General features: G+C 69.1%; 25 protein-coding genes. 8 read left to right on the top strand and 17 right to left on the bottom strand.

Translation table 11 applies throughout. The annotated features are described in order from the left end of the window. Window positions 1–129 precede the first annotated feature (129 nt). The 4 genes from FK531_RS09400 to nadA form a co-directional block, all read right to left on the bottom strand. Window positions 130–543 carry a VOC family protein gene (locus FK531_RS09400; protein WP_142098096.1) on the bottom strand — a complete coding sequence of 138 codons (414 nt, stop codon included), beginning with the start codon at window positions 541–543 and terminating at the stop codon, window positions 130–132. Window positions 544–670: 127 nt separating this feature from the next. After that, window positions 671–1,537, bottom strand: a complete 867-nt coding sequence (gene nadC / locus FK531_RS09395; RefSeq protein WP_435531033.1) for a carboxylating nicotinate-nucleotide diphosphorylase — start codon at window positions 1,535–1,537, stop codon at window positions 671–673. After that, window positions 1,534–3,123 (bottom strand): L-aspartate oxidase, encoded by a 1,590-nt coding sequence (locus FK531_RS09390; RefSeq protein WP_142098090.1) that lies wholly within the window; start codon window positions 3,121–3,123, stop codon window positions 1,534–1,536. Before FK531_RS09390 ends, nadC begins: the two co-directional genes overlap by 4 nt. Beyond that, window positions 3,123–4,154 carry a quinolinate synthase NadA gene (nadA, locus tag FK531_RS09385; RefSeq protein WP_142098087.1) on the bottom strand — a complete coding sequence of 344 codons (1,032 nt, stop codon included), beginning with the start codon at window positions 4,152–4,154 and terminating at the stop codon, window positions 3,123–3,125. The genes FK531_RS09390 and nadA overlap by 1 nt, the downstream gene beginning before the upstream one ends. Window positions 4,155–4,250: 96 nt before the next feature. Between nadA and FK531_RS09380 the strand changes: the two genes are divergently transcribed. Then, window positions 4,251–4,958: an NUDIX hydrolase gene (locus tag FK531_RS09380; RefSeq protein ID WP_142098084.1), complete on the top strand. Its 708-nt coding sequence runs from the start codon at window positions 4,251–4,253 to the stop codon at window positions 4,956–4,958. A gap of 21 nt (window positions 4,959–4,979) precedes the next feature. Here the strand turns inward: FK531_RS09380 and FK531_RS09375 are convergent, their stop codons facing one another. Then, on the bottom strand, window positions 4,980–5,576 hold the full coding sequence (locus FK531_RS09375) for a TetR/AcrR family transcriptional regulator (RefSeq protein WP_142098081.1): 597 nt from the start codon (window positions 5,574–5,576) through the stop codon (window positions 4,980–4,982). A 127-nt stretch (window positions 5,577–5,703) separates the two neighbouring features. Between FK531_RS09375 and FK531_RS09370 the strand changes: the two genes are divergently transcribed. Then, entirely contained in the window at window positions 5,704–6,516 is an 813-nt protein-coding gene (locus FK531_RS09370) for an SDR family NAD(P)-dependent oxidoreductase (protein ID WP_142098078.1), read from the top strand. On the opposite strand, the gene FK531_RS09365 is transcribed toward FK531_RS09370, so the two are convergent. The 3 genes from FK531_RS09365 to bioB are packed head-to-tail and all read right to left on the bottom strand — an operon-like array spanning window position 6,475 to window position 8,346. Then, window positions 6,475–7,053, bottom strand: a complete 579-nt coding sequence (locus FK531_RS09365) for a DUF2567 domain-containing protein (protein ID WP_246098039.1) — start codon at window positions 7,051–7,053, stop codon at window positions 6,475–6,477. The two genes, FK531_RS09370 and FK531_RS09365, sit on opposite strands and share 42 nt — an antisense overlap. 17 nt (window positions 7,054–7,070) lie before the next feature. Further along, window positions 7,071–7,322, bottom strand: a complete 252-nt coding sequence (gene bsaP, locus FK531_RS09360) for a biotin synthase auxiliary protein BsaP (RefSeq protein ID WP_246098037.1) — start codon at window positions 7,320–7,322, stop codon at window positions 7,071–7,073. A 10-nt stretch (window positions 7,323–7,332) separates the two neighbouring features. After that, window positions 7,333–8,346, bottom strand: a complete 1,014-nt coding sequence (bioB, locus tag FK531_RS09355) for a biotin synthase BioB (protein ID WP_142098075.1) — start codon at window positions 8,344–8,346, stop codon at window positions 7,333–7,335. 128 nt (window positions 8,347–8,474) lie between these two features. Here bioB and FK531_RS09350 point away from each other — a divergent pair, with 128 nt between their 5' ends. From FK531_RS09350 to FK531_RS09340, 3 genes are all read left to right on the top strand, one after another. Next, a complete protein-coding gene (locus FK531_RS09350; protein ID WP_142098072.1) occupies window positions 8,475–9,059 on the top strand; it encodes a TetR/AcrR family transcriptional regulator C-terminal domain-containing protein in 585 nt (194 codons plus the stop codon). A gap of 112 nt (window positions 9,060–9,171) precedes the next feature. Continuing rightward, the gene (locus FK531_RS09345; protein ID WP_142098070.1) at window positions 9,172–10,290 is read left to right on the top strand and encodes a lipase family protein; all 1,119 of its coding nucleotides are present in this window, start codon (window positions 9,172–9,174) and stop codon (window positions 10,288–10,290) included. Window positions 10,291–10,343: 53 nt separating this feature from the next. Then, on the top strand, window positions 10,344–11,129 hold the full coding sequence (locus FK531_RS09340) for a lipase family protein (RefSeq protein ID WP_181762875.1): 786 nt from the start codon (window positions 10,344–10,346) through the stop codon (window positions 11,127–11,129). A 20-nt stretch (window positions 11,130–11,149) separates the two neighbouring features. On the opposite strand, the gene FK531_RS09335 is transcribed toward FK531_RS09340, so the two are convergent. The 4 genes from FK531_RS09335 to FK531_RS09320 are packed head-to-tail and all read right to left on the bottom strand — an operon-like array spanning window position 11,150 to window position 14,954. Beyond that, window positions 11,150–11,902, bottom strand: coding sequence for a succinate dehydrogenase/fumarate reductase iron-sulfur subunit (locus FK531_RS09335; protein WP_142098065.1), 753 nt, complete (start codon window positions 11,900–11,902; stop codon window positions 11,150–11,152). After that, on the bottom strand, window positions 11,899–13,833 hold the full coding sequence (locus FK531_RS09330) for a fumarate reductase/succinate dehydrogenase flavoprotein subunit (RefSeq protein ID WP_142098062.1): 1,935 nt from the start codon (window positions 13,831–13,833) through the stop codon (window positions 11,899–11,901). The genes FK531_RS09335 and FK531_RS09330 overlap by 4 nt, the downstream gene beginning before the upstream one ends. Window positions 13,834–13,851: 18 nt before the next feature. Next, a complete protein-coding gene (gene sdhC, locus FK531_RS09325) occupies window positions 13,852–14,670 on the bottom strand; it encodes a succinate dehydrogenase subunit SdhC (RefSeq protein WP_142098059.1) in 819 nt (272 codons plus the stop codon). After that, a complete protein-coding gene (locus tag FK531_RS09320) occupies window positions 14,667–14,954 on the bottom strand; it encodes an Rv0250c family protein (protein WP_142098056.1) in 288 nt (95 codons plus the stop codon). Before FK531_RS09320 ends, sdhC begins: the two co-directional genes overlap by 4 nt. Window positions 14,955–15,059: 105 nt before the next feature. Here FK531_RS09320 and FK531_RS09315 point away from each other — a divergent pair, with 105 nt between their 5' ends. Beyond that, window positions 15,060–16,319 (top strand): cytochrome P450, encoded by a 1,260-nt coding sequence (locus FK531_RS09315; protein WP_290367616.1) that lies wholly within the window; start codon window positions 15,060–15,062, stop codon window positions 16,317–16,319. A gap of 5 nt (window positions 16,320–16,324) precedes the next feature. Here the strand turns inward: FK531_RS09315 and FK531_RS09310 are convergent, their stop codons facing one another. The 5 genes from FK531_RS09310 to FK531_RS09290 all read right to left on the bottom strand — a co-directional run bounded on the left by FK531_RS09310 (window position 16,325) and on the right by FK531_RS09290 (window position 22,227). Next, a complete protein-coding gene (locus FK531_RS09310; RefSeq protein ID WP_142098053.1) occupies window positions 16,325–17,716 on the bottom strand; it encodes an FAD-dependent oxidoreductase in 1,392 nt (463 codons plus the stop codon). A gap of 13 nt (window positions 17,717–17,729) precedes the next feature. Further along, entirely contained in the window at window positions 17,730–18,617 is an 888-nt protein-coding gene (locus FK531_RS09305) for an AurF N-oxygenase family protein (RefSeq protein WP_142098050.1), read from the bottom strand. 395 nt (window positions 18,618–19,012) lie between these two features. Further along, on the bottom strand, window positions 19,013–19,729 hold the full coding sequence (gene bioD / locus FK531_RS09300; RefSeq protein ID WP_142098047.1) for a dethiobiotin synthase: 717 nt from the start codon (window positions 19,727–19,729) through the stop codon (window positions 19,013–19,015). Next, complete coding sequence (locus tag FK531_RS09295) at window positions 19,726–20,865, bottom strand: 8-amino-7-oxononanoate synthase (RefSeq protein ID WP_142098044.1); 1,140 nt, start codon at window positions 20,863–20,865, stop codon at window positions 19,726–19,728. Before FK531_RS09295 ends, bioD begins: the two co-directional genes overlap by 4 nt. 75 nt (window positions 20,866–20,940) lie before the next feature. Next, window positions 20,941–22,227, bottom strand: a complete 1,287-nt coding sequence (locus FK531_RS09290; protein ID WP_142098042.1) for an adenosylmethionine--8-amino-7-oxononanoate transaminase — start codon at window positions 22,225–22,227, stop codon at window positions 20,941–20,943. A gap of 81 nt (window positions 22,228–22,308) precedes the next feature. Between FK531_RS09290 and FK531_RS09285 the strand changes: the two genes are divergently transcribed. Further along, window positions 22,309–22,581, top strand: a complete 273-nt coding sequence (locus FK531_RS09285) for a putative quinol monooxygenase (RefSeq protein WP_142098040.1) — start codon at window positions 22,309–22,311, stop codon at window positions 22,579–22,581. Window positions 22,582–22,635: 54 nt separating this feature from the next. After that, the gene (glgX, locus tag FK531_RS09280) at window positions 22,636–24,756 is read left to right on the top strand and encodes a glycogen debranching protein GlgX (protein ID WP_142098037.1); all 2,121 of its coding nucleotides are present in this window, start codon (window positions 22,636–22,638) and stop codon (window positions 24,754–24,756) included. Window position 24,757: the final 1 nt, after the last annotated feature.

Below are 24,757 nucleotides of genomic sequence, written 5' to 3'. Positions count from 1 at the left end.
AGGTCTCCTGTCGGTGTAGTGGGTGTCTAAGCAGCTCCACTTCACGACAGGAGACCTTCGCTGTTCAACGACCAGCTACAGCGTGTCGTCGCAATCTCTCAACCAACCTGCCTGGGCAGTACATCTAGCTCAGCCCTGTTGCGCGCCGATGTTGACCATCCAGCCGATGCCGAACTTGTCGGTGCACATACCGAATTCGTCGCCCCACATCTGCTTCTCGAGCGGCACCGCGACCGCGCCGCCGTCGGTGAGCTTCGCCCAGTAGCCCCGCAGTTCGTCGGCGTCGTCGCCGCTCAGGCTCACCGCGATGTTGGTGCCCGGATTGTGTTCCATGCCAGGCGGTGTGTCGGCGCCCATCAGCGTGAAGCCCGCCGGTGTCTCCAGCATGCCGTGCATGATCAGGTCGGCGCCGGGTCCGTCCTTGTCGCCGAACTCCCCGAAGGTACTCAGGGTGAGGGTGCCGCCGAGGACGTCCTTGTAGAACTCCATCGCCTGGCGGGCGTTGTCAGTGAAGCTGATGTACGGGTTGAGACGAGAGGACATGGGAACTCCTTCAGCCTGTGGCCAACGTTCAGTCCCTTGCAGACTATCCCGCCCGTTCGGCTCCGCCGACTGTGCGCGGCGTTCACCCCAGGCGGGGTGAACCGCGCGCACGGGCGGCGCAGCCGCCTCACATGTCCAGGCCGAGGTCCAGCACCGTCACCGAGTGGGTCAGCGCGCCCACCGCCAGGTAGTCGACGCCGGTACGCGCGTAGTCGGCGGCGACGTCGATCGTCAGTCCACCGGAGGACTCGAGCCTGGTCTGCGGCGACCGCGCGTTGCGACGCTGCACCGCCGACTGCGTCTCCCAGAGTTCGAAGTTGTCGAGCAGCACAAGTTCGACGTTCTCGGCGAGCACGTCGTCGAGCTGGGCCAGGCTGTCGACCTCGACCTCGCACTCGATGTCCGGGGCGACGGCCCGCACCGCGTTCAGAGCCGCGACCACCGAGCCGGCGGCGGCCACGTGGTTGTCCTTGATCAGCGCCGCGTCGCCGAGGCCCATCCGGTGGTTGACGCCGCCGCCCATCCGGACCGCGTACTTCTGCAGCGCCCGCAGTCCGGGCAGCGTCTTGCGACTGTCGCGGATCTTGCACTGCGTACCATCCACGGCCGCAACCCATTCCGCGGTCGCGGTGGCGATCCCGGACAGGTGGCAGACCAGGTTCAGCATGGTCCGCTCGGCAGTGAGCAGGTCCCGGGTCGGTGCCGTCACCGTCAGCACCGAGTCGCCGGAACGCACTGCCGCGCCGTCCTCGACCCGCCCGAGCACCTCGTAGTTGCCGGCGCCGACGACCTCGTCGAGCACCAGCAGGCCCACGTCGAGTCCGGCGATCACCCCGGCACTGCGCGAGACCACCGAGGCCTTCGCGACGGCCCCGGCGGGAACCGTGGCCACCGAGGTGATGTCGGGCCCGTACCGCAGGTCCTCGTCCAACGCCACCCGCACCAGCGTGGTGATCTCGTCGCGGTCCAGGCCGTCGGCCAGCGTGCTCATCATGCTCCTGTCACCAGTTCGGGTAGGTCGAGTGCGCCGTCGGCGTCCATCCGCATCACGATGCTGCGGCGTTGCACCTCCGAGGTCTGCGGGAAGTCGCTGCGGGTGTGGCACCCGCGACTCTCGGTCCGCGCCCGCGCCGCCAGCACCAGCGCCGAGGCGGACACTGTGAGCGCGGCATCCTCCAGGTCGGCGACCGACGACGCGATCACCACCGGGGCCTCGTCGAGTTCGGCTGCCGCCGTCGACAATCCGTCGCCGTCTCGTACCACCGATGCGTGCGCGGTCATCAGTGCCTGCACATGCGAACGGTCGGCGCGCGGCAACGCAGGCAGGGTCGCCTCGGCGACCTCGACGCGTCGCTGCGCACGCTCGGCGGCCGCGGTCCCGGCCCGCTCCCCCACGACGAGGCCCTCGAGCAGGCTGTTCGAGGCCAACCGGTTAGCGCCGTGCAGTCCGGTCCGCGCGACCTCGCCCGCCGCCAGCAGTCCCGGCACGGCGGTACGGCCGTGTACGTCGGTCACCACGCCGCCGCACGCGTAATGTGCCGCGGGCGCAACGGGAATCAGCTGTCGCGCCGGGTCGATGCCCGCCGCCAGGCAGGACGCGGTGACGGTCGGGAAGCGCGCAGCGAAGCCGTCGATCGCGCGGGCGTCCAGGTACACGTGGTCGGTGCCGAGGGTGCGGATGCGGTCGGCGATCGCCCGCGAGACCACGTCGCGCGGGGCGAGATCACCCATCGGGTGCACCCCCGCCGTCACCGAATCTCCGTTGCCGTCCACCAGGATCGCGCCCTCGCCGCGGACGGCCTCGCTGATCAGTGGGCGGCGGCCGACGCCGCCGGGGCTGAACAGGACGGTCGGGTGGAACTGTACGAACTCCACGTCCGCGACGGTCGCGCCCGCCTGCAACGCCAAGGCGACACCGTCGGCGGTCGCGCCGGGCGGGTTGGTGCTGCACGCGTACAACTGCCCGAGTCCACCGGTGGCCAACAGCACGGAGGGGGCGTGGATGACGCCGACTCCCTTGTCGGACAGCACGATCAGTCCGGTGACGCCGTCCGCGTCGGTGACGACACGCGCCGCGGCCGCCCCGAACAGCACCGGCATGCCTGCCGCGCCGAGCGCGCGCTGGACCTCGGCGCCGGTGGCGTCGCCACCGGCATGGATGATCCGGCGGGTGCTGTGCCCGCCCTCGCGGGTACGCGAGACCGCACCGTCGCGCCCGAGGTCGAACACCGCCCCCAGGTCGGTGAGCGCGGCGACCGCGGCCGGACCGCCCGCGACGATGGAACGGACCGCGTCCTCGTCGCACAGGCCGGCGCCTGCCGCGCAGGTGTCCGTGACGTGCGAGTCCACCGAGTCCGTGCGCAGGTCCCCGACCACCGCGATGCCGCCCTGGGCGTACTGGGTCGCGGTATCGGTGGGCCCGCCCTTGCTGACGGTGAGCACCTTCAGTCCCCGCAGCGAGGCAGTGCGGGCGGCGGTCAGTCCGGCGACGCCGCCGCCCACGACGACCAGGTCGGCGTACGCCTCCCAGGCCACAGCGGCAAGTCCCCCCGTCGCTGCGCTCGCCCCGGGCCCGGTCATTACTCGCCGCCGCCCGGGTTGCCGATCTCGATCATCCGCTGCACGGACTTGCGGGCGCGGTCGGCGACCGCATCGTCGACGTGCACCTCGTCCTTGCCCTCGACCAGGCACCGCAGCAGCGCGGCCGGGGTGATCATCTTCATGTACGGGCAGGACGCGCGGTCGTTGACGGCCTGGAAGTCGATCTCCGGCGCGGCCTTGCGCAGCTGGTGCAGCATGCCGACCTCGGTAGCGACGAGCACCTGCTTCGCGTTGCTGGCGCGGGCTGCGTCGAGCATGCCGCCGGTCGAGAGGATCTTCACCTTGTCGTCGTCGACGATGCCCTCGCCCGCCAGGTACAGCGCCGAGGTCGCGCAACCGCACTCCGGGTGGACGTACAGCTCCGCGCCGGGGTGCGCCTTCGACTGGGCGGTCAGTTCGTCACCGTTGATGCCGGCGTGCACGTGGCACTCGCCCGCCCAGATCTGCATGTTCGTCCGGCCCGTGACCCGCTTGACGTGCGCGCCGAGGAACTGGTCCGGCAGGAACAGCACCTCACGGTCGGGGTCGATCGAGTTGACCACGTCGACCGCGTTCGAGGAGGTGCAGCAGATGTCCGTCAGGCCCTTCACCTCGGCGGTGGTGTTGACGTACGAGACCACCACCGCGTCGGGGTAGTCGGCCTTCCAGGCGCGCAGGTCCTCGGCGGTGATGGAGTCGGCGAGCGAGCAGCCGGCCCGCTCGTCGGGGATCAGGACCGTCTTGTTCGGGCTGAGAATCTTCGCGGTCTCGGCCATGAAGTGGACGCCGCAGAACACGATGGTGCCCTCGGGGGCCTCGGCCGCGATCCGGGACAGTGCCAGCGAGTCGCCGACGTGGTCGGCGACGTCCTGGATGGCGGGCAGCTGGTAGTTGTGCGCCAGCAGCGTCGCGCCGCGTTCCTTCGCCAGCCGCCGGACCTCGGCAGCCCATTCGGGGCCGGCCTCGATTCCGGTGTAGCCACCGGGACCGTCGATGATCTGACCTGCACCTGCCCACAACGTTGATGTCATGGCCGTTCTCCTTCACCGCGAACCAGGTTCGCTGTAAATGCCGGGCGGGCTGGCCCGGATTTCCGTTCAAGGGGTTTTCGACTTACGATCGAAAACGTGCCCCATCGTAACACTCTCCACGAAGTGCTCACCGCGGTGTTCCAGGTTCGCACCGTTCCCGCAGGTGACAACCGTGAGGACGGCGAAGAGCTCTGCGTGCTGTTGTGGCAGCGCGCACTCGATCCGCAGCGAGGCGCCTGGGCGCTGCCGGGCGGAATCCTGCGCGACGACGAGGACCTCACCACCTCGGCGCGGCGCCAGTTGGCCGAGAAGGTCGACGTGCGCGAGGTCGCGCACCTCGAGCAGCTGTCGGTGTTCAGCGACCCCCAGCGGGTGCCGGGCGTGCGGCTGATCGCCTCGACCTTCCTCGGACTGGTCCCGCTCGACGCCGACCCCGACCTGCCCGCGGACACCGCCTGGCACCCGGTGTCCGCACTACCGCCGACCGCCTTCGACCACGGCGTCGTCGTCGAGCACGCCCGCACTCGACTGGCCGCCAAGCTCTCGTACACCAACATCGCCTTCGCCCTCGCCCCCGACGAGTTCGCCATGTCCACCCTGCGCGAGATCTACTGCGCGGCCCTGGGCTACCAGGTCGACGCGACCAACCTGCAACGGGTCCTCGGCCGCCGCGGCGTGCTCACCGCGACCGGCACCACCGCGCCGTCCGGCAAGTCCGGCGGCCGTCCGCCCGCGCTGTACCGGTTCGCCGAGTCGCGGCTGCGCGTCACCGACGAGTTCGCCGCGCTGCGTCCACCGACCTGAGCACCCGCGGCCCGAGGGCCGTCAGGCCTGGGCCAGACCGCGCCAGAACAGGTCCGAGGCGGCCGTGACCACCTCGTCGACCGGGGCACCGTCGAGCATGCCGCCCGCCGCGAGGGTCGCGATGCCGTGAAACGCCGCGAACGCGACGAGGGCGATCCTGTCGGCATCGCCCGGCCCGATGTCACCGGCCGCCTGCGCCTCGGTGACGATCCGAACCGTCAGGTCCATCGACTCGTGGCCCGCGGCGAGCAACTGCTCGGTGGCACCCGGCGCGTGCTTGGTCCCGTACATCAGTGCCAGCAGGGCGGGATGCGCCAACGCGAACGTGACGTACGCGTCCGCCAGCGCAACGAAGCGAGCGCGCGCGTCCGGCCGCGCGCCGGCGACCGCCTCCGCCAGCGTCCCAGTCAGCCGGTGGAAGCCCGACTCCGCCAGCGCATCCAGCAGAGCTCGCCGGTCCCGGAAGTGCTTGCTCGGTGCCGCGTGACTGACGCCGGCCTCGCGGGCGAGTTTGCGCAACGAGAGCCCGTCCACGCCTTCTCTCTCGAGGGTGTTCTCGGCGCTGGCGAGCAGCACCTGACGGAGGCTGCCGTGGTGGTACGGCTGGTCGGCGAGCATGCCGCCAGGATAGCAAAATGTTGTCGTTGACTACATTGGTGACAGTGACTACATTTGAGCACGCTCGGGCCTCGCCACGAGCTCCTGAATCCAGTGACCGAAATTCCGTCAACCCCGAGGAGCAGACATGTCCATCGACGTAGCCGGTACGACCGTCCTCGTCACCGGAGCCAGCGCCGGCCTCGGCGCCGAGTTCGCCCGACGTTTCGCCGAGCGGGGCGCCGACCTGGTCCTCGTCGCCCGGCGGGCGGATCGACTCGAACAGCTCGCGGACGAGCTGCGCGGCGCCCACGGCGTCACCGTCACGGTCCTGCCGGCAGACCTCGCCGTCACGGGCGCCGCGACCCGACTGCGAGACGAGCTCACCGAGCGCGGCATCCGGGTCGGCTCGCTGGTCAACAACGCCGGATTCGGTACCCACGGGGACTTCGCGTCCGCGGACCTCGGGCGGCTCGGCTCCGAGATCCAGCTCAACGTGAACAGTCTCGTCGACATGACGCACACCTTCATGTCCGACCTGCTCGACGGCGGCGGCGCGCTCGTCAACGTCGCGAGCACGGCCGCGTTCCAGCCGACCCCCGGGATGGCCGTCTACGGGGCAACCAAGGCGTTCGTACTCAGCTTCACCGAGGCACTGTGGGCCGAGGCGCGTGGCACGAGGCTGACTGTCCTGGCCGTGTGCCCCGGGGCCACCCGGACCGAGTTCTTCGACGTGGTCGGCACCGAGGACGCGGCGGTGGGCCGCATGCAGACGGCCCAGCAGGTGGTCGCGACCACGTTCCGCGCGCTCGACCGCCGCAGCTCGCCGCCCAGCGTCGTCTCCGGCTTCGCGAACTGGGTGACCTCGCTGAGTACCCGTCTGGCCACCCGACGCCTCGGCGTCATGGCGTCGGCGCGGCTACTCGGTGACGTGCGCCTGCGGGCTTCCGTCGATCGCTGATGCAGAGTCGGGGCCGGCGGCAGCGGGAGCGGGCGTGACACCGAGATCGTCGCGCGGGTTCAGCGAGACGAGCAGCAGGTACACCAGGGCCGCCGCGAAGGGCTGCAGGATCAACGCCATCGGGGTGCCGATTCCCGGTGTCGCGGGCACGATCTGTCCCACCGTGACGTCGGTGACCTCGGGGAACCGCAGCCTGGCCACCCCCAGCCCGACCAGTGCGGCAGCGGCCGTCCCGACCATCGACCCGATCAGCAGTCCGGCCAGCACCACCGCGCCGCGGACCGACCGCCACAGCCAGACCGCGACCGCCGAGAGCACGCCGAGGATCAACCCCAGGCACAGGAACAGCGCGACCGCGTCGAACTGGTGGTTGCTCTCGGAGGTCAGTGACGTCGCGCGACCCCCGGAGAGCACCAGGAAGTGCTGCGCCGGAACGAGCATGCCCCAGCCGATGCCACCGATCGCGCTGGCGAGGACCACCGCGACGACGATCCGCGCGGCGGCCCTGACCTCCGACGGGTCGAGCTTCGGCCTCACGATCCGGGCCCGCACGGTCACCTCAGGCCGAGTGCGGTCGAGTCGGTCACACCGTGCCGCGAACACTTCGCCCACCAGCCGTCGGGGCTGACCTGCACGATCATCCGACGACCGCACTCCTCGCAGAATCGCGGCGGTTCGAGGCCGAGCAGGGCAGCGGCGGGGACGGCGTCGTCGACGCCGGGCACGACGCGGCGGCCGGTGAACGGGTTGTAGCGTTCCGGGAAGTCGACGACCTCGGAACGGTTCAGCTCGTGCGGAATCGTCACGTGGTCAACCCTAGATGGTGTCGTTGAGGGCCTTGATCGGCATCTGCAGCTCACCGAGCAGATCCAGGTCCGCTTCGGCAGGCCTGCCCAACGTGGTGAGGTAGTTGCCGACGATGACGGCGTTGATGCCGCCGAGGATGCCCTGCTTCGCGCCGAGGTCGCCGAGGGTGATCTCGCGGCCGCCGGCGAAGCGCAGGATGGTGCGCGGCAGCGCGAGCCGGAACGCCGCGACGGCCCGCAGTGCGTCGGAGGCCGGCAGCACCTCGAGGTCACCGAAGGGGGTCCCCGGGCGCGGATTGAGGAAGTTCAGCGGCACCTCGTCGGGCTCGAGTTCGGCCAGGTTCGCGGCGAACTCCGCGCGCTGTTCGAGGGTCTCGCCCATGCCGAGGATGCCGCCGCAGCAGACCTCCATGCCGGCCTCGCGGACCATCTTCAGCGTGCCCCACCGCTCCTCCCAGGTGTGCGTGGTGACCACGTTCGGGAAGTGCGACTTGGAGGTCTCGAGGTTGTGGTTGTAGCGGTGCACACCCATCGCGGCGAGCTGGTCGACCTGCTCCTGGGTGAGCATGCCGAGCGAGCAGGCGATCTGGATGTCGACCTCGTTGCGGATCGCCTCGATACCGGCCGCGACCTGTGCGAGCAGCTTCTCGTCGGGCCCGCGGACGGCGGCGACGATGCAGAACTCGGTGGCGCCGGACTTGGCCGTCTGCTTGGCGGCCTCGACGAGGCTCGGGATGTCGAGCCAGGCGGCCCGGACCGGGGAGGCGAACAGCCCGGACTGCGAACAGAAGTGGCAGTCCTCGGGGCAGCCGCCGGTCTTGAGGCTGATGATGCCCTCGACCTCGACCTCGGGTCCGCACCACTTCATCCGGACGTCGTGCGCGAGGCCGAGCAGTTCCTCGAGGTTCTCGTCGGGCAGTTGCAGCACCTGCAGGGTCTGCTCCTGCGTCAGGCCCTCGCCGCGCTCGAGGACCTGCTCCCGCGCGAGCGCGAGAATGTCGGTGCGGACGGGGGCCTGGGTCACTTCGAACTCCTCGGGCTGACGGACACGCTGAACAAAGACTTGAACACCGTACAAGTTGAACGGCGTTCAGGTTAGGTTCGTGGTGAAATGGTGTCAACAACCGACGACCGGCAGGGAGAACGAGCACAGTGCAACTGCGACGGGGTGACGTCCTCGACGGCGCGATCGCGATTCTCGACGAGTACGGCCTCGGCGACCTCACCATGCGCAGACTCGCAACCTCGCTCGGCGTCCAGCCCGGGGCGCTGTACTGGCACTTCCCCAACAAGCAGACGCTGCTCGCCGCGATCACCGACGCGATGCTCGCCGGCGTCTCGGCCCCGATGGCGGACCGTGGCTGGGACACCCGCCTGCGGACGCTCGCGCATCGGATCCGTGACGCCCTGCTCGCGCATCGCGACGGCGCCGAGCTCGCGGCGGCGTCGTACTCGGCACGACTGGCCACCAACGACGCCCACGACACCCTCGCGCAGTCCTGCGCGGAGGCCGGACTGCCCCGCGACGAATCCGAGCTCGCGGCCGACACCCTGCTCTACTACATCCTCGGCCAGACCATGGACGAGCAGTCCCGGATGCAGATGGACTCACACGGCGCGCTCGCCGAGGAGGCCTCACCGCTATACGACATCACCAGCGGCACAGCACGATTCGACTACGGCCTGAGCCTGTTCGTCGACGGCGTCCGCAGCAGGCTGCAAGCCGTCGTCGACTGATCCGACGTCGATCCCGCACGGATCGCAGCCTCCGAACCGGGAAGACGTCCCAGCCGAACATCACCGTGCGCTTCGCGAGGTCTCGCGGGTCGAGAGCTGACACAATGACGTGATGGTCGCCTCGCTGCGAGCGTGCGCCGCCGTGGTGGTCGCCGCGGCGGCGATCACCCTGGCCGCACCCGCCGCCGCGACCGGCACCTCCGCGGCCGATCCCGTCGTCGCGTCCCGTCCGCTGCCGCAATCGTCCTGGATTCCCGGCGCGGCAAGCGGCACGGCCCTCACCTACCGCACTCTCGGACCGCGCAGCGCGCCCGCGACCAGCACGGGTGCGGTGTTCCTGCCGCCGGGCACTCCCCCTCCCGGCGGGTGGCCGGTCATCTCCTGGGCGCACGGCGCGGTCGGGATCGCGGACGCGTGCGCGCCGACGGTCACCGGGAAGATCGGCGGCCCCTACCTCGGCCGGTGGCTGGCTCAGGGGTACGCGATCGTCGCAACCGACTACGTCGGTCTCGGCACCGAGGGTGTGCACCCGTATCTGGACGGGATGTCGGAGGCGCACGCGGTCGTCGACATTGTCCGGGCCGCCCGGGTGGTCGAGCCCAGTCTGTCGAATCGCTGGGTGGCCCTGGGCCAGTCGCAGGGCGGACAGGCGGCGATGGTCACCGCGACGATCGCAACGTCGTACGCGCCGGAACTCGACTACCGCGGCACCATCGCGCTCGGAGTGCCGTCGAACATCGAAAACCTTGCGCCGCTGGGTGGTCCACTGTTCCCGCCGTTGCCGCTGACCGGTACGACGACGTTCATCGCCTACATGCTGGCGGGCCTGCGCGCGGCCCGGCCGGACGTCGACGTGGACGCCTACCTGAGCCCGCGGGGACGTCAGGTGCTCGCCCAGGCCGAGCAGCTCTGCTACGAGGAGGCGGACGCCGCGTTCGGCTCCACCTCGATAGGCGCGCTGTTCTCCCGGCAGCTGGACGGCCCGATCCTGGCCGCGGTCCGGAAGATGCTCGAGATCCCCACCCGGGGCTACGACCGGCCACTGTTCCTCGGCCAGGGCCTACTCGACACCATCGTGCCCGCGCCGCTGACCTTGAAACTGGCCGCGGACCTGGCCGCGGCCGGGCAGCGGTTCACCTTCCGGGTGTACCCGAAGGGACACCTCGAGACGATGCTCGCATCGGAACCCGAGGCCAACGCGTTCGTGCAGCACCTGTTCGCGCCGACATGAACGGATCGTCAGCAATCACACCGTGTTTCACCGAACCCAGCAAGGAGGCCGTCATGCCACTCGTCCCGACCGACCCGACGTCCGCAGTGGTCCTGGGGCCGTTCGTCGCGGCCGCCTTCGACCAGTTCAACAGCCACCAGGACGAACTCAACCCGGCGACGATCCCGCTGCCCGCGGGGTACACCCTGGTGCGCAACATCCAGATGAGCGACATCCTGGGGGGTGCGGGCACGCCGAGGTTCTTCGGATACCTCGCGGCCGGGCCGACGATGCAGGTGGTCGCGCTTCGTGGCACCGACACTCTCACCGAGTGGTTCGACGACGTGCAGTGGGATCTCGTGCCGTTCACCCCGGTCGCGAACGGCGGCAACGTCGCCCAGGGGTTCTTCGACATCTACACGACGATGACGACGATGACGCCCGGCAACGCCGCAACCACGCCCGGGATCGCCGGGTTCACCGCCGCAGTCGATCCCGCTGTGCCGCTGGTCGTCACCGGCCACAGCCTTGGTGGACCGCTGACAACCATGCTTGTTGCGGACCTGACCGCAAACTCGGCGCTCAAGCCGCAGGCGTGGTCGTTCGCGTCACCGAAGGTCGGCGACGCCGCGTTCGCCGCCCGGTACGGCGCGCTGAGCACGGTGTCGTGGCGGTTCTACAACACCGTCGACCTGGCGACTCACATCCCGTTCGGTGAAGACTACGAGCACGTCAACACCGGGTACGGACTCAACTCGCTGACCTACGCCAAGTGGAGCGTCGGCTGCGCGCACGCGCTGAACACCTACCTGCACGGTCTGGACCCGTCCATCGCTCTCGACCCCGGCTGCGTGCCCTGAGACGCCGCACCGCGAGACCTTCAGCGGCCCCGACGGAACAGCTTGTTGCCCAACCACACCACCGGGTCGTAGCGCCGATCCACCACCCGCTCCTTCATCGGGATGAGCGCGTTGTCGGTGATGTGGATGTTCTCCGGGCAGACCTCGGTGCAGCACTTGGTGATGTTGCACAGCCCCAACCCGTGCTCGGTCTGGGCCGCCTCACGCCGGTCCGCCACGTCGAGTGGGTGCATCTCCAGCTCGGCGATCCGCATCAGGTAGCGCGGACCGGCGAAGGCCTGCTTGTTCTCCTCGTGGTCGCGCACCACGTGACAGGTGTTCTGGCACAGGAAGCACTCGATGCACTTGCGGAACTCCTGCGAACGTTCGACGTCCACCTGCGCCATCCGGTACTCCCCCGGCGCCAGACCCGGTGGCGGCGTGAACGACTGGACCTCGCGGGCCTTCGTGTAGTTGAAGGACACGTCGGTCACCAGGTCGCGGATCACCGGGAACGAGCGCATCGGCGTCACGGTGATGACCTCGGCCTCGGTGAACGTCGACATCCGGGTCATGCACATCAGTCGCGGCCTGCCGTTGACCTCGGCCGAACACGATCCGCACTTGCCGGCCTTGCAGTTCCACCGCACCGCGAGGTCCGTGGCCTGGGTCGCCTGCAGGCGGTGGATGATGTCGAGCACCACCTCGCCCTCGTTCACCTCCACCGAATAGTCCTGCAGGTCGCCGCCGTCGGCGTCGCCGCGCCACACCCGGAACGCTCCCTGGTAGCTCATCGCGGGTCTCCCTTCCCCGGGTGCTCAGCCAGCTCGGCGTCCGTGTAGTACTTGGACAGTTCGCCGAAATCGAAGAGCGAGAACAGGTCCGGTCGCATCGGCTGCTGCGGCTCCGGCGCGACGGTGACGTCCGGGACCGCCCGACCACCGGAGTCCGCGCCGCCGACCACACTGCAGACCAGAAGCGTGTTCCGCCACGGCGCTTCCATCGCCGGATGGTCGTCGCGGGTGTGTCCGCCGCGGCTCTCGGTGCGCAGCAGCGCCGCCTTCGCGACGCATTCGCTGACCAGCACCATGTTTCGCAGGTCCAGCGCCAGGTGCCAGCCGGGGTTGAACTGCCGATGCCCCTCGACGGTGACGGAGGAGATCCGGTGGCGGATGTCCTCGAGCTTGTCCAGCGCGAGCCGGATCTCGCTGTCGGTGCGGATGATCCCGACCAGGTCGTTCATCGACTGCTGCAGCTCGGTGTGCAGGGTGTACGGGTTCTCCCCGACCGACCCGACCTCGGGTGGATCGAACGGCGCCAGCGCCATCGCCGCGGCGGCGTCGACGTCGGCCGCCGAGACCGCCGGACGGCGATCGAGGGATTCGACGTAGGTGGCGGCACCGAGGCCCGCGCGGCGGCCGAACACGAGCAGGTCCGACAGGGAGTTGCCGCCGAGCCGGTTCGATCCGTGCATCCCACCGGAGCACTCGCCTGCCGCGAAAAGTCCGGGCACGCTGGACGACCCGGTGTCCGGGTCCACCTCGATGCCGCCCATCACGTAGTGGCAGGTCGGCCCGACCTCCATCTGCTCCTTCGTGATGTCGACGTCCGCGAGCTCGAGGAACTGGTGGTGCATCGACGGCAGCCGGCGCACGATCTCGTCGGCCGGCATGCGGGAGGCGATGTCCAGGTAGACGCCGCCGTGCGGCGTGGACCGACCGGCCTTGACCTCCGAGTTGATCGCCCGCGCCACCTCGTCACGCGGCAGCAGGTCCGGAGTGCGGCGCGCGCTCTCGTTGTCCTGCAACCACTTGTCGGCCTCCTCCTCGGTCTCCGCGTACTGCCCCTTGAAGACCGACGGGATGTAGTCGAACATGAACCGCGCGCCGTCGGAATTCTTGAGCACGCCGCCGTCGCCGCGCACGCCCTCGGTGACGAGGATCCCCTTCACGCTCGGCGGCCACACCATCCCGGTCGGATGGAACTGCACGAACTCCATGTTGATCAGGTTCGCCCCGGCCCGCAGCGCCAGCGCGTGCCCGTCGCCGGTGTACTCCCACGAGTTCGACGTCACCTTCCACGTCTTGCCGATGCCACCCGTGGCCATCACGACCGCGGGCGCCTCGAAGATCGCGAACCGGCCGGACTCGCGCCAGTAGCCGAACGCGCCGGCGATCTTCCCGTCCTCACGCAGCAACTCGGTGATCGTGCACTCGGCGAACACCTTGATCCGCGCCTCGTAGTCACCTGTCTGCGCGAAGTCCTCCTGTTGCAGCGAGACGATCTTCTGCTGCATCGTCCGGATCAGTTCGAGACCGGTGCGGTCGCCGACGTGCGCGAGCCGCGGATAGGTGTGGCCGCCGAAGTTGCGCTGGCTGATCCGGCCGTCCGCGGTGCGGTCGAACAGCGCGCCGTAGGTCTCGAGTTCCCACACGCGGTCCGGCGCCTCCCGGGCGTGCAGTTCGGCCATCCGCCAGTTGTTGAGGAACTTCCCGCCGCGCATGGTGTCCTGGAAGTGCACCTGCCAGGAGTCCTTGGAGTTCGCGTTGCCCATCGCCGCGGCGCACCCGCCCTCGGCCATCACGGTGTGTGCCTTGCCGAACAGCGACTTGCAGACCACCGCGACCCGCAGCCCACGCTGGCGGGCCTCGATGACCGCTCGCAGACCGGCGCCGCCGGCCCCGATCACCACCACGTCGTAAGCGTGCCGTTCGACCTCGGCCACGGGCGATCCCCCTTCGAGTCAGTTCACGAATCGCAGGTCAGAGATGGTGCCGCTGGCGACGAGCATGATGTAGAAGTCGGTGATCATCAGCGTCGCGAGCGTCGTCCAGGCCAACTGCATGTGCCGGGTGTTGAGTGTGCTCACCCAGGTCCACAGCCGGTATCGCAGAGGGTGCGCGGAGAAGTGCTTGAGCCGGCCGCCGGTGACGTGCCGGCAGGAGTGACAGGAAAGTGTGTACGCCCACAGCAGGATCACGTTGACGGTGATGACAATGTTGCCGAGACCGAAGCCGAAGCCACCCGACGACCCGTGGAAGGCCATCACCGCGTCGTAGGTGTTGACCACCGACACGATCAGCGCGACGTAGAAGAAGTAGCGGTGCGCGTTCTGGACGATCAGCGGGAGCCGGGTCTCGCCGGTGTAGGACCCGTGGGGTTCGGCGACCGCGCAGGCGGGCGGTGCCAGCCAGATCGAGCGGTAGTAGGCCTTGCGGTAGTAGTAGCAGGTGAGCCGGAATCCGAGCAGGAACGGCAGCACCAGGAACCCGAGCGGAATCCACATCGGCAGCGCGCCGACCCAGGTGCCGAGGTGGCTCGAGCCCGGGACGCAGGAGTCGCTGATGCAGGGCGAGTAGAACGGCGTCAGGTAGTGGTACTGGTCGACCCAGTAGGCGGACCGGACGAACGACCGGACGGTCGCGTACACCACGAACGTCGCGAGGCCGAGCGTGGTGAGCAGCGGCGGCAGCCACCAGCGGTCCGTCCGCAGCGTGCGCGCGGAGATCGCCGCACGAGCGGGCGAACGGACCCCGGAGTTCGGTCTGGCCGGGGCACTCACCGGTGCTCGTGCGGGTGTCCGCCGACGCCCTCGTCGTCGGCGCCCAGCCAGAGCGTCTGGTCGTACGGGCCCTCGGGCACCGCGACCCGCTCGGCCTCCGACGGGGTGCGCGACATCCGCGGCGGCGACTCGTCGAGCTCGCCCGCGTCGATGCCGAGACGCTCCACATCGTTGGCGAGACGGCGGACCGCCGATGCGTCACCGTAGACGGTGCGCAGTGAGCCGACGCACTGGCGCAGGTGGCCGATCGTGCGGTGCAGCTCCATCATTTCGCTGGTGGACATCAGAACCTCCGAGCACAGATGATGTGATACTGCTCACGTTACGGTATTCATGCTGCGCTCGGAGCAGATCAGGATGCGCCGGGCGTGCGACCCGAAGGGGACGCGATGACGTCGCTGCACCACACGGACCTGCCCGCGGGATTCGACTTCACCGACCCCGACCTCTACGTCACCGGGGTCCCGCACGCGCAGCTCGCGGCGCTGCGACGGAACTGCCCGGTGTGGTGGAATCCGCAGCCACCCGGCATCGGAGGCTTCCCCGACGAGGGGTACTGGGTGGTCACCCGCCACGCCGACGTCCGCGAGATATCCCGCGACAGCGGGCTGTTCTCGAGTTGGCGCAGCGGCGCCCTGGTCCGCCTGCGGGACAACGTCGACCGGGAGACGTTCGAGATGCAGCGGCTGATCATGCTCAACAAGGATGCGCCCGAACACACCAAGCTGCGCAAACTGGTGGCTCGCGGTTTCACTCCCCGCGCGATCGAGAACCTGCGCGGAGCGCTCACCGACCGAGCCGAGCGAATCGTCGCCGAGGCTGCGGCCACCGGAACCGGCGGGGACTTCGTCACCCAGATCGCCGCCGAACTGCCACTGCAGGCAATCGCCGAACTCATCGGGGTTCCGCAGGAGGACCGCGGCAAGCTGTTCGACTGGTCCAACGACATGATCGGTGACGACGACCCCGAATACGACCTGGATCCGCTGGAAGCGGTCTCGCAGCTACTCGGCTACGCCTACGGGATGGCGGACGAGCGCCGACGCTGCCCCGCCGACGACATCGTGACGACGCTGATCCAGGCCGATGTGGACGGCGACGCGCTCACCCCGGAGGAGTTCGGATTCTTCGTGCTGCTGCTGGCAGTAGCCGGCAACGAGACCACCCGAAATGCCATCACCCACGGCATGATCGCGTTCCTCGACAACCCCGACCAGTGGGAGCTGTTCAAGCGCGAGCGACCCGCCACCACCGCCGACGAGATCGTCCGCTGGGCGACCCCGGTGACCGCGTTCCAGCGCACCGCGACAGCCGGCACCGTCCTCGGCGGGCAGCAGATCCGCGCGGGCGACCGGCTCGCCATGTTCTACGGATCCGCGAACTTCGACGAGGAGGTGTTCGACAATCCGACCGCCTTCGACATCACTCGGGATCCCAACCCGCACTTGGGATTCGGCGGATCGGGCGCACACTACTGCCTCGGCGCGAACCTGGCGCGGATGGAGATCGACCTGATCTTCGGCGCCATCGCGGACCACCTCCCGGACATCACCCGACTCGGCGATCCGCAGCGGCTGCGGTCGGGCTGGCTCAACGGCATCAAGCACTTCCCGGTCGGATATTCGGGCGGATGCCCGGTGCCGCACTGAGCTGGTCACACCCGAGCGCGCAGGTCCGCGGCGAGTTGGGTCACGGTTTCGGCCGCGCACGTGCGGTTGTCGCCGACGCCACCGGACGCGCCCCGTTTCGCCCAGCCGACGACGTACAGTCCCTCGAGCGGTTCACCTGTGTCCTGCGAGATCACCTGTCCTCGTCGGTTGGGCACGACGCCGCGATTGTCGAGTGGGACGCCGTCGATCCGTTTGGTGGTGAACCCGGTGGCGCAGATCGCGGAGTTCGTGTGGAACGTCCGACCGGCGGTCGTGGTCACCGCGACAGCGCCATGGTCTGTCGTCGCGAGGTCGGCCACTTCCTGCCCGAACGACAGGACGATGCGCAGGGGGCCTGCCGGATCAGTCGGCAGTGCCTGCCTGCCGCGGACTTCGGTGGAAGGCAGGCGCGACAGCGCGCGTGACAGCGAGTTGTCCGCGCCGGCGCGGGGCGCGCTACCGGTGCCGTCGATCAGCACCTCGGCGTGCTCGAGGTCGAGAAGCTCGTGGAACGCGGACGGAGTGAACGACGCGCAGTCCGGGGCCGACCGCGACAGGACCACCAGTTCACCGACCCGTTCGCTCGCGGAAGCCCGGTGGCGGGTCTTCGCAACCCATCGGACGACATCGAAGGCGACATTTCCCGCGCCGATCACGACGCACGCGGGTCCGGAGGGCGCCGGCACATGGAAACCGGACCCGCAGTTCTCGGCGACCAGGATGTCGATGGCCTGGTAGATACCGCCACTCGCGATGGAACCGCCGACTCGGCGCGGCTGCGAGGCTCCGCAGGCGAGTACAACGGCGTCGAACCTCGTCCGGAGTTCGTCGATCGGCAGGTCCACGCCGACTTCGGTGTCGGGAACGATCGTGACGCGGTCGTCGCGAAAGGGTACGTCGAACAGTCGGATCATCTCGCGCACGCCGACGTGGTCGAGAGACACCCCCCGATGCAGCAGGCCCCCGATGGTGTCGTACTGCTCGTAGACGGTGACGCGGATCGACGTCGATCGCCGTAGCAGCTCGCGAACGGTGTACATCGCCGCCGGCCCCGACCCCACGACGGCGACCTCGAGCCGGTCGGTCGGGCCCGCCAGCGGCAGTTCGAAGACGACCCGCGGCCGTGCCCGCGGCACCGCGGGCACCTGCGCGAAGAACTCCCTGTTGCGGGTGGCGTAAGGGCGCTCGGTCAAGGTCAACGCGTGCTCGGGTTTGACGGCCGAGGCCGGGCAGGCCTCGACGCACGCAGTGCAGTCGATGCACGAGTCGGGGTCGATGAAGAGCGTCTCTGCGGAGGCGAAGCCGTCCTCACCCGGGGCCGGGTGGATGCAGTTCTGCGGGCACACCCGCACACACGAGGCGTCCTTGCAGCAATTGCCCAAGATGACGTGGGTCACGACAGACTCCTGCTCAGAGAAGGTTTGACTTTCGGTAGATCCATCGAGCGCCGAAATTCAAGAGTCCTTCTCTGCTCAGGAATTCGATGAACGGCTCCGCGGCCTTCCGGAACATCATCCGGTGGTGTTCGTTTGAACCGATGGTCGACTTGACGACGTCCCAGTCGAGTCCGAGGTCGTCGTACACCCGGCGATTGATCAGACTCTTCGCGATGAGGTGCGTTCCCACCGCGATGATCAGGGTGCTCATGCATCGCCTGAAGCGGGAGAGTCCGATCAATCGATCACGGATCTTTCGACGTGCATACGCCATGTGCCGAGACTCCTCGACTACGTGGATGTAGGCGGCACGACGAATGGGTGCCGCGACGTCGTCGCTGGTCATCCAGTCACGTTGCATGACGTCGAAGATCTCTTCACCGGCGAGGACGACTCCGTACGCCACTTCCTCCCAGACGATGTGTCGGAACAACCAGCCGAAGATGTCCAGCATGCGGTCGCGCGGATAGAACCGCGATCCGATGCTTTCGACGGCATTCGCGAACATCAGCGAGTGCAGGTTCTCGTCCGCACATTCGTTGAAAAGGAATTTGATGTCAGGTCGTGCCGGATTCGCACTGTGACTTGCCCTCAGCAATGCCACCTGCAAACCCACCTCCAGCCAGATACCGACGCCCAGGAATTGCGCCACTTCGCTCCGGGTGAGTCGAATACGCTCCGATTCGGACATCCCGTCCCACATCGGGGTACCGAAAAGGGGTGACCATTGCGGCGTCATGCCGTGACGTTCGTCGTCGCCAGGTTCAGGCTGGTAGACCAGTGGACTCCGCGAATCGAAGGACAGCCGCTTGGCAGATTCCAGAAGGGTGTCGAATATTGCGTCGCTTTCGGAAGCTGTCATCCTTCCTCACTCCTCGATTCGGCTGTAATCGCATATTTCGATTCGACCACTGTGTCGATATGGATACTCGGGTTCCGGCCCGCTGTTCGTGCGAGCATGAGACCACATGTCCGGGTGCCGTCGCGGCGGTGTCTCGAACACCGGGATGGGATTCTCTTTACTGTCACATTCACGCGGGCCGAGCATTGCCCGAATCATACGGGCATTCCTGCGGGGTGGCGCATGAACACTCTGCGCCGAATATCAGCGGACCGCACCGAATTTACTGTTACCGGCCGTGAACATGAATTAGATAGAACCCGATAATGCAATTCTTGCCTGGCGGAGGCCCGCTTGTGCGCCGCGCGGACAGCGACGGCCGGCGCCGACCGACAGCCGTGTGAGGCTCCGGCCTGTCAGCGGTCCGTCTCGCCGGAAGGCTCCGCCGCCTCGAACCAGCACTGGACCGCGGTGTCGAACCAGTGCACCGCCTCGGCGGTGAAGGCGGTCCGGTCGAGCCGACCCGAACCCTCCGGGATACGCCCCAGCACCCGGATTCCGGTGACGTCCGCGAGATCATCGAGGTTGCACCGCATCGCGAGGTCCGGCTCCGCCGGCCACGACCCGATCACCGTTCCGGCGCACCGGACCCCGGCCTGCCGGGCGGCGGCGACGGTCAGCGCGCTGTGATTGAGCGTGCCGAGTCCGGCGGCGGCGACCAGCAGCATCGGGGCACAGAGGTCGGCGGCGACGTCGGCGAGGGTGAACCCACCGACGCCCAGTCGCACCAGCAGACCGCCGGCCCCCTCGACGAGGGTCAGGTCGTGGGTGGCGTCCAACTCCCGGACCGCGGCGACCACGTCGGCGATACCGAGCAACGGCATCCCGGCCCGCCGCGCGGCGGTGTCGGGTGCGAGCGGCTCCGGATACCGAGCCAGTTCGACGACGGTCGTGACACCCGAAAGCCGTTGCACCTCGGCCAGATCGCCCGACTCACCGGTGGCGACGCCGGTCTGCGCGGGCTTGCAGACTGCAACGGAGAGACCCTCGGCGAGCGCACAAGCCGCAATCGCCGCTGTGGTCACGGTCTTGCCGACGTCGGTGGACGTGCCGGTGACGCAGAGGATGCTCACGCGTGTGCCGCCGCGAGCACATCGGTCAGCACGGACTCGATCACGCTCATGTCGGAGTCGTCGAGGTTCGCGCGCGAGGTCAGCCGCAGCCGCGAAGTGCCCTCGGGCACTGACGGCGGACGGAAACAGCCGACGTGCAGTCCGCGTTCGCGGCAGGCTTGGGCGGCGTCGTACGCGACCTGCGGGTCCCCCAGGATCACCGACACCACCGCGGACTGCGGCTCGGCCGCGCCGGTGATCCGGGCGAGATCGCGGGCGCGGCCGAGCACCGCGACAGCCCGCTCCGGTTCGCGGCGCAGCACTGTCAGTGCGCCACGGGCCGCGCCGACCGCGGCCGGCGCGAGCCCGGTGTCGAAGATGAACGTGCGGGCCGCGTCGATCAGGTGGGCGCGGACCCGCTCGTCGCCGAGCACCACACCACCTTGGGAGGCAAGCGATTTCGACAGCGTCGCGGTGACCACGACGTCGGGTTGCCCGGCGAGACCGGCCTCCTGCACCAGCCCGCGACCGCCGTCGCCGCGGACCCCGATGCCATGTGCCTCGTCGACGAGCAGCAGCGCGCCGTGCTCGCGACACACTCGATGCAGCGCTCGCAGCGGCGCGAGGTCGCCGTCGGCGCTGAACACCGAGTCGGTCAGCACCAGCGCGCGGGGCTCGGTGCGGGAGGCGAGTGCGGCGCCGACCGCCTCGACATCCGCATGTGGGGTGATCACGACGCGCGAACGCGAGAGCCGACAGGCGTCGACGAGCGAGGCATGGCAGCCGGCGTCGGAGACGATCAGTGCGTCGCGGCCTCCCAGCGCTGTGACTGCACCGAGGTTGGCGGCATAGCCGCTGGCGAACACGAGTCCGGATTCGGCGCCGACGAAGCCGGCGAGCTCACGTTCGAGGAGTTCGTGTTCGGTGGTGGTGCCGGTGACCAGCCGCGAGCCGGTGGCGCCGCCGCCCCAGCGACGCAGCGCGGTCGCGGCGGCGTCGAGGACCTCGGGGTGCCGGACGAGGCCGAGGTAGTCGTTGGACGCGAGGTCGACGAGCGCCGAGCCGGGGGTGCGCGAGCGCAACGTGCGCCGCAGACCGGCCGCGCGGCGCGCGTCGGCGATGTCGTCGAGCCAGCTCAGTGCGTCATGGTGTCCCACGACTGTGCACCATACGCGGTTACTTGAACGGTGTTCAAGGATGGGCCGCGCCGGTGGGTGCACCCGCCACCTCGGTCAACCTTGACTGCGAGCGGCCGCGACCATCCCGGCGCCGATCGCCCGGACGTCCTGCGGCGTGCAGACGTACGGGGGCATGGCGTAGATCAGCTTCCCGAACGGACGTAGCCACACCCCCGCGTCGACCGCGGCGTCGGTCGCCGACCGCATGTCCACCGGCTCGGCCATCTCGACCACGCCGATCCCGCCGAGCACCCGCACGTCCGCGACCCCGGGCAGCTCGCGCGCCGGGGCCAACGACTCCCGCAGGCCGTCACCGACCGCTGCGACCTCCGACCGCCAGTCCCGCGAGAGCAGCAGTTCCACCGCGGCGACTGCGACAGCGCACGCCAACGGGTTCGCCATGAACGTCGGCCCGTGCATCAGGCCGCCGGCCTCGCCCGCGCTGATCGCCGACGCCACCGCCGTGGTGCACAGCGCGGCGGCGAGCGTCATGTATCCACCGGTCAACGCCTTGCCGACGCACATGACGTCGGGCGTGACTCCGGCGTGGTCGGCGGCGAAGAGCTCCCCGGTGCGGCCGAATCCGGTGGCGATCTCGTCGAAGACGAGCAGCAGATCGTGCTCGTCGGCGAGGCGCCGCAGCTCGCTCAGGTAGCGCGGGTCGTGGAACCGCATGCCGCCGGCGCCCTGCACGACCGGTTCGACGATGATCGCGGCGAGCTCGTGTCGGTGCGCGAGCAGGACGCGCTCGAACTCCGCGACGTACGCCGCGTCGTACTCGGCCGGCGGAATCGGCGCGAAGACCTGCCGGGCCAGCACGTCGGTCCACAGCGCGTGCATGCCGCCGTCCGGGTCGCACACGCCCATCGGCGCGAAGGTGTCGCCGTGGTAACCGCCGCGCCAGGTCAGCAGCCGGGTGCGCTCGGGCCGGCCGACCGCCCGCTGGTACTGCAGGCACATCTTGACCGCGACCTCGACGGACACCGAGCCGGAGTCGGCGAGGAACACCTTGTCGAGACCTGGCGGAGTGATCCGCACCAGCAGCTCGGCGAGCCGGGCGGCGGGTTCGTGCGTCAGGCCGCCGAACATGACGTGGCTCATCTTGGCCATCTGCTCGGCGGCCGCGGCGTCGAGCACCGGGTGCCGGTAGCCGTGCACCGCGGCCCACCAGGACGCCATGCCGTCGATCAGCTCCCGGCCGTCGGCGAGGGTGAGCCGAGTGCCGCGGGCGCTCTCGACGACCAGCGGCTCGGTGGACGCCGGGAATGCGCCGTACGGATGCCAGAGGTGCGCGGCGTCGATGGCGGCGATGCGGTCGGACGAGTAGCGGTCGGTGCTCACGCGGCCGACGATAGCGACCAGCGATGAATCTGCGGGGGCCGGGAGGTCTACCTGTGGACACCGACTCGACGAGGAGAACAGATGATCATCGTTGCGGGACCCCTGTACGTCGACCCGGCGCGGCGCACCGCCTACCTCGACGGGTGCACCGAGGTCGTCGGCCTGGCCCGGCAGGCCGACGGTTGCCGGGACTTCGCCGTGTCGCCGGACCTGGTCGACCCGAGCCGGATCAACGTGTTCGAATGCTGGGAGTCCGAAGAACAGCTGCAGCGCTTCCGCGGGTCCGGCCCCGATGCGGGCCAGCAGGAGTCGATCGTGAGCGCCGACGTCCGCGAGTATCCGGTCAACGGGTGAGCCTCCGCCCGATCCGGCAGGAAGCGCGCCCACCCGACCACTACTGTCGAGCACATGGCAGAGCCCGCGCACGACCCGGACCGGCGCCCTGCGCCCACGGTGTGGCCCGGCAGTGCCTACCCGCTCGGCGCCACCTACGACGGCGCGGGCACCAACTTCTCACTGTTCTCCGAGGTCGCCGACGCCGTGGACCTGTGCCTGATCGACCGCGACGGCAGCGAGGTCCGGGTACCGCTGACCGAGGTGGACGGGCACGTGTGGCACGCCTACCTGCCGACGGTGGTGCCGGGACAGCGCTACGGCTACCGGGTGCACGGACCTTTCGAACCGGAGACAGGGCATCGTTGTGACCCGAGCAAGCTCCTGCTGGATCCCTACGGCAAGGCCTTCGACGGCTCCTTCGACGGTGACCGGTCGCTGACCACGTTCGGCGCGGACTCCCTGGGCCACACCATGACCACCGTGGTGATCAACCCGTTCTTCGACTGGGCATCCGACCGGGCACCGAAGCGGCCGTACCACGAGACGGTGATCTACGAGGCGCACGTCAAGGGCATGACGGCCACCCATCCCGGTGTCCCGGAAGAACTTCGGGGCACCTACGCCGGCCTCGCACACCCGGCGGTCATCGACCACCTGACCGCGCTCGGCGTCACCGCGATCGAGCTGATGCCGGTGCACCAGTTCCTGCACGACCAGATCCTGATCGACCAGGGACTGCGAAACTACTGGGGCTACAACACCTTCGGCTTCCTGGCACCGCACGGCGAGTACTCCTCGGCGGCGAAGGCGAGCGGCGCGGTCGCCGAGTTCAAGGCGATGGTGCGGTCCTTCCACGCCGCCGGGATCGAGGTGATCCTCGACGTCGTCTACAACCACACCGCGGAGGGCAACCACCACGGCCCGACCATCTGCTTCCGCGGCATCGACAACGCCGCCTACTACCGGCTCGACGACGACGATCCCGAGCTCTACAGGGACTACACGGGCACCGGCAACAGTCTCAACGCCCGGCACCCGCACACGCTGCAGCTGATCATGGACTCGCTGCGGTACTGGGTGACCGAGATGCACGTGGACGGTTTCCGTTTCGACCTGGCGTCCACCCTGGCCCGCGAACTGCACGACGTGGACCGGCTGTCCGCGTTCTTCGACCTCGTCCAGCAGGACCCGGTGGTCAGTCAGGTCAAGCTGATCGCCGAGCCGTGGGACGTCGGCGAAGGCGGCTACCAGGTCGGCAACTTCCCCGGTCTGTGGACCGAGTGGAACGGCAAGTACCGCGACACCGTGCGCGACTACTGGCGTGGGCAACCGGCGACGTTGGGTGAGTTCGCATCCCGGCTGACCGGATCGTCGGACCTGTACGAGTCCACCGGTCGCCGCCCCAGCGCGAGCATCAATTTCGTGACCGCCCACGACGGCTTCACGCTGACCGACCTGGTGTCCTACGACGAGAAACACAACCAGGCGAACGGCGAGGACAACAAGGACGGCGAGAGCCACAACCGGTCCTGGAACTGCGGAGTGGAAGGCCCCACCGACGACCCCGCGATCCTCGAGCTGCGCGCCCGGCAGCGTCGCAACATCCTCGGCACCCTGATGCTCAGCCAGGGCACCCCGATGCTCGCGCACGGCGACGAGATCGGGCGAACCCAGCTGGGCAACAACAATGTGTACTGCCAGGATTCGCCGCTGTCGTGGATGGACTGGTCGATGGTGGAGTCCAACGCGGACCTGCTCGAATTCACCCGGCGCGCCATCGCGCTGCGCACCGCCCATCCGGTGTTCCGGCGACGGCGATTCTTCGAGGGCAAGCCGACCCGGTCCGGCGAGCAGGCCCGCGACATCGCCTGGCTCACCCCCGCCGGGGTGGAGATGACCCCGGAGGACTGGGGCAGCGGGTTCGGCAAGTCGCTGGCCGCCTTCCTCAACGGCGACGCCATCGCCGAACCGAACGGTCGGGGCGAGCGCGTCGTGGACGACTCGTTCCTGCTGTGCTTCAACGCCCACGACCAGTCACTCGAATTCACCGTCCCCGCCGACGGTACCGACGCGCACTGGATGGCGGTGCTCGACACGGCAAGTCCCACCGGACTGTCCGACGCCGTGGTCGGCGGTGGAGCGAGCCTGAAGGTCGAGGCCCGGTCGCTGACCGTGCTCAGACGGGTGAGCTGAG

Origin of the sequence: Rhodococcus spelaei, assembly GCF_006704125.1 — a bacterium.
In the GTDB taxonomy this organism is placed as follows: Bacteria; Actinomycetota; Actinomycetes; order Mycobacteriales; family Mycobacteriaceae; genus Rhodococcus_G; species Rhodococcus_G spelaei.
This window is presented reverse-complemented; position numbering and strand designations above follow the sequence as displayed.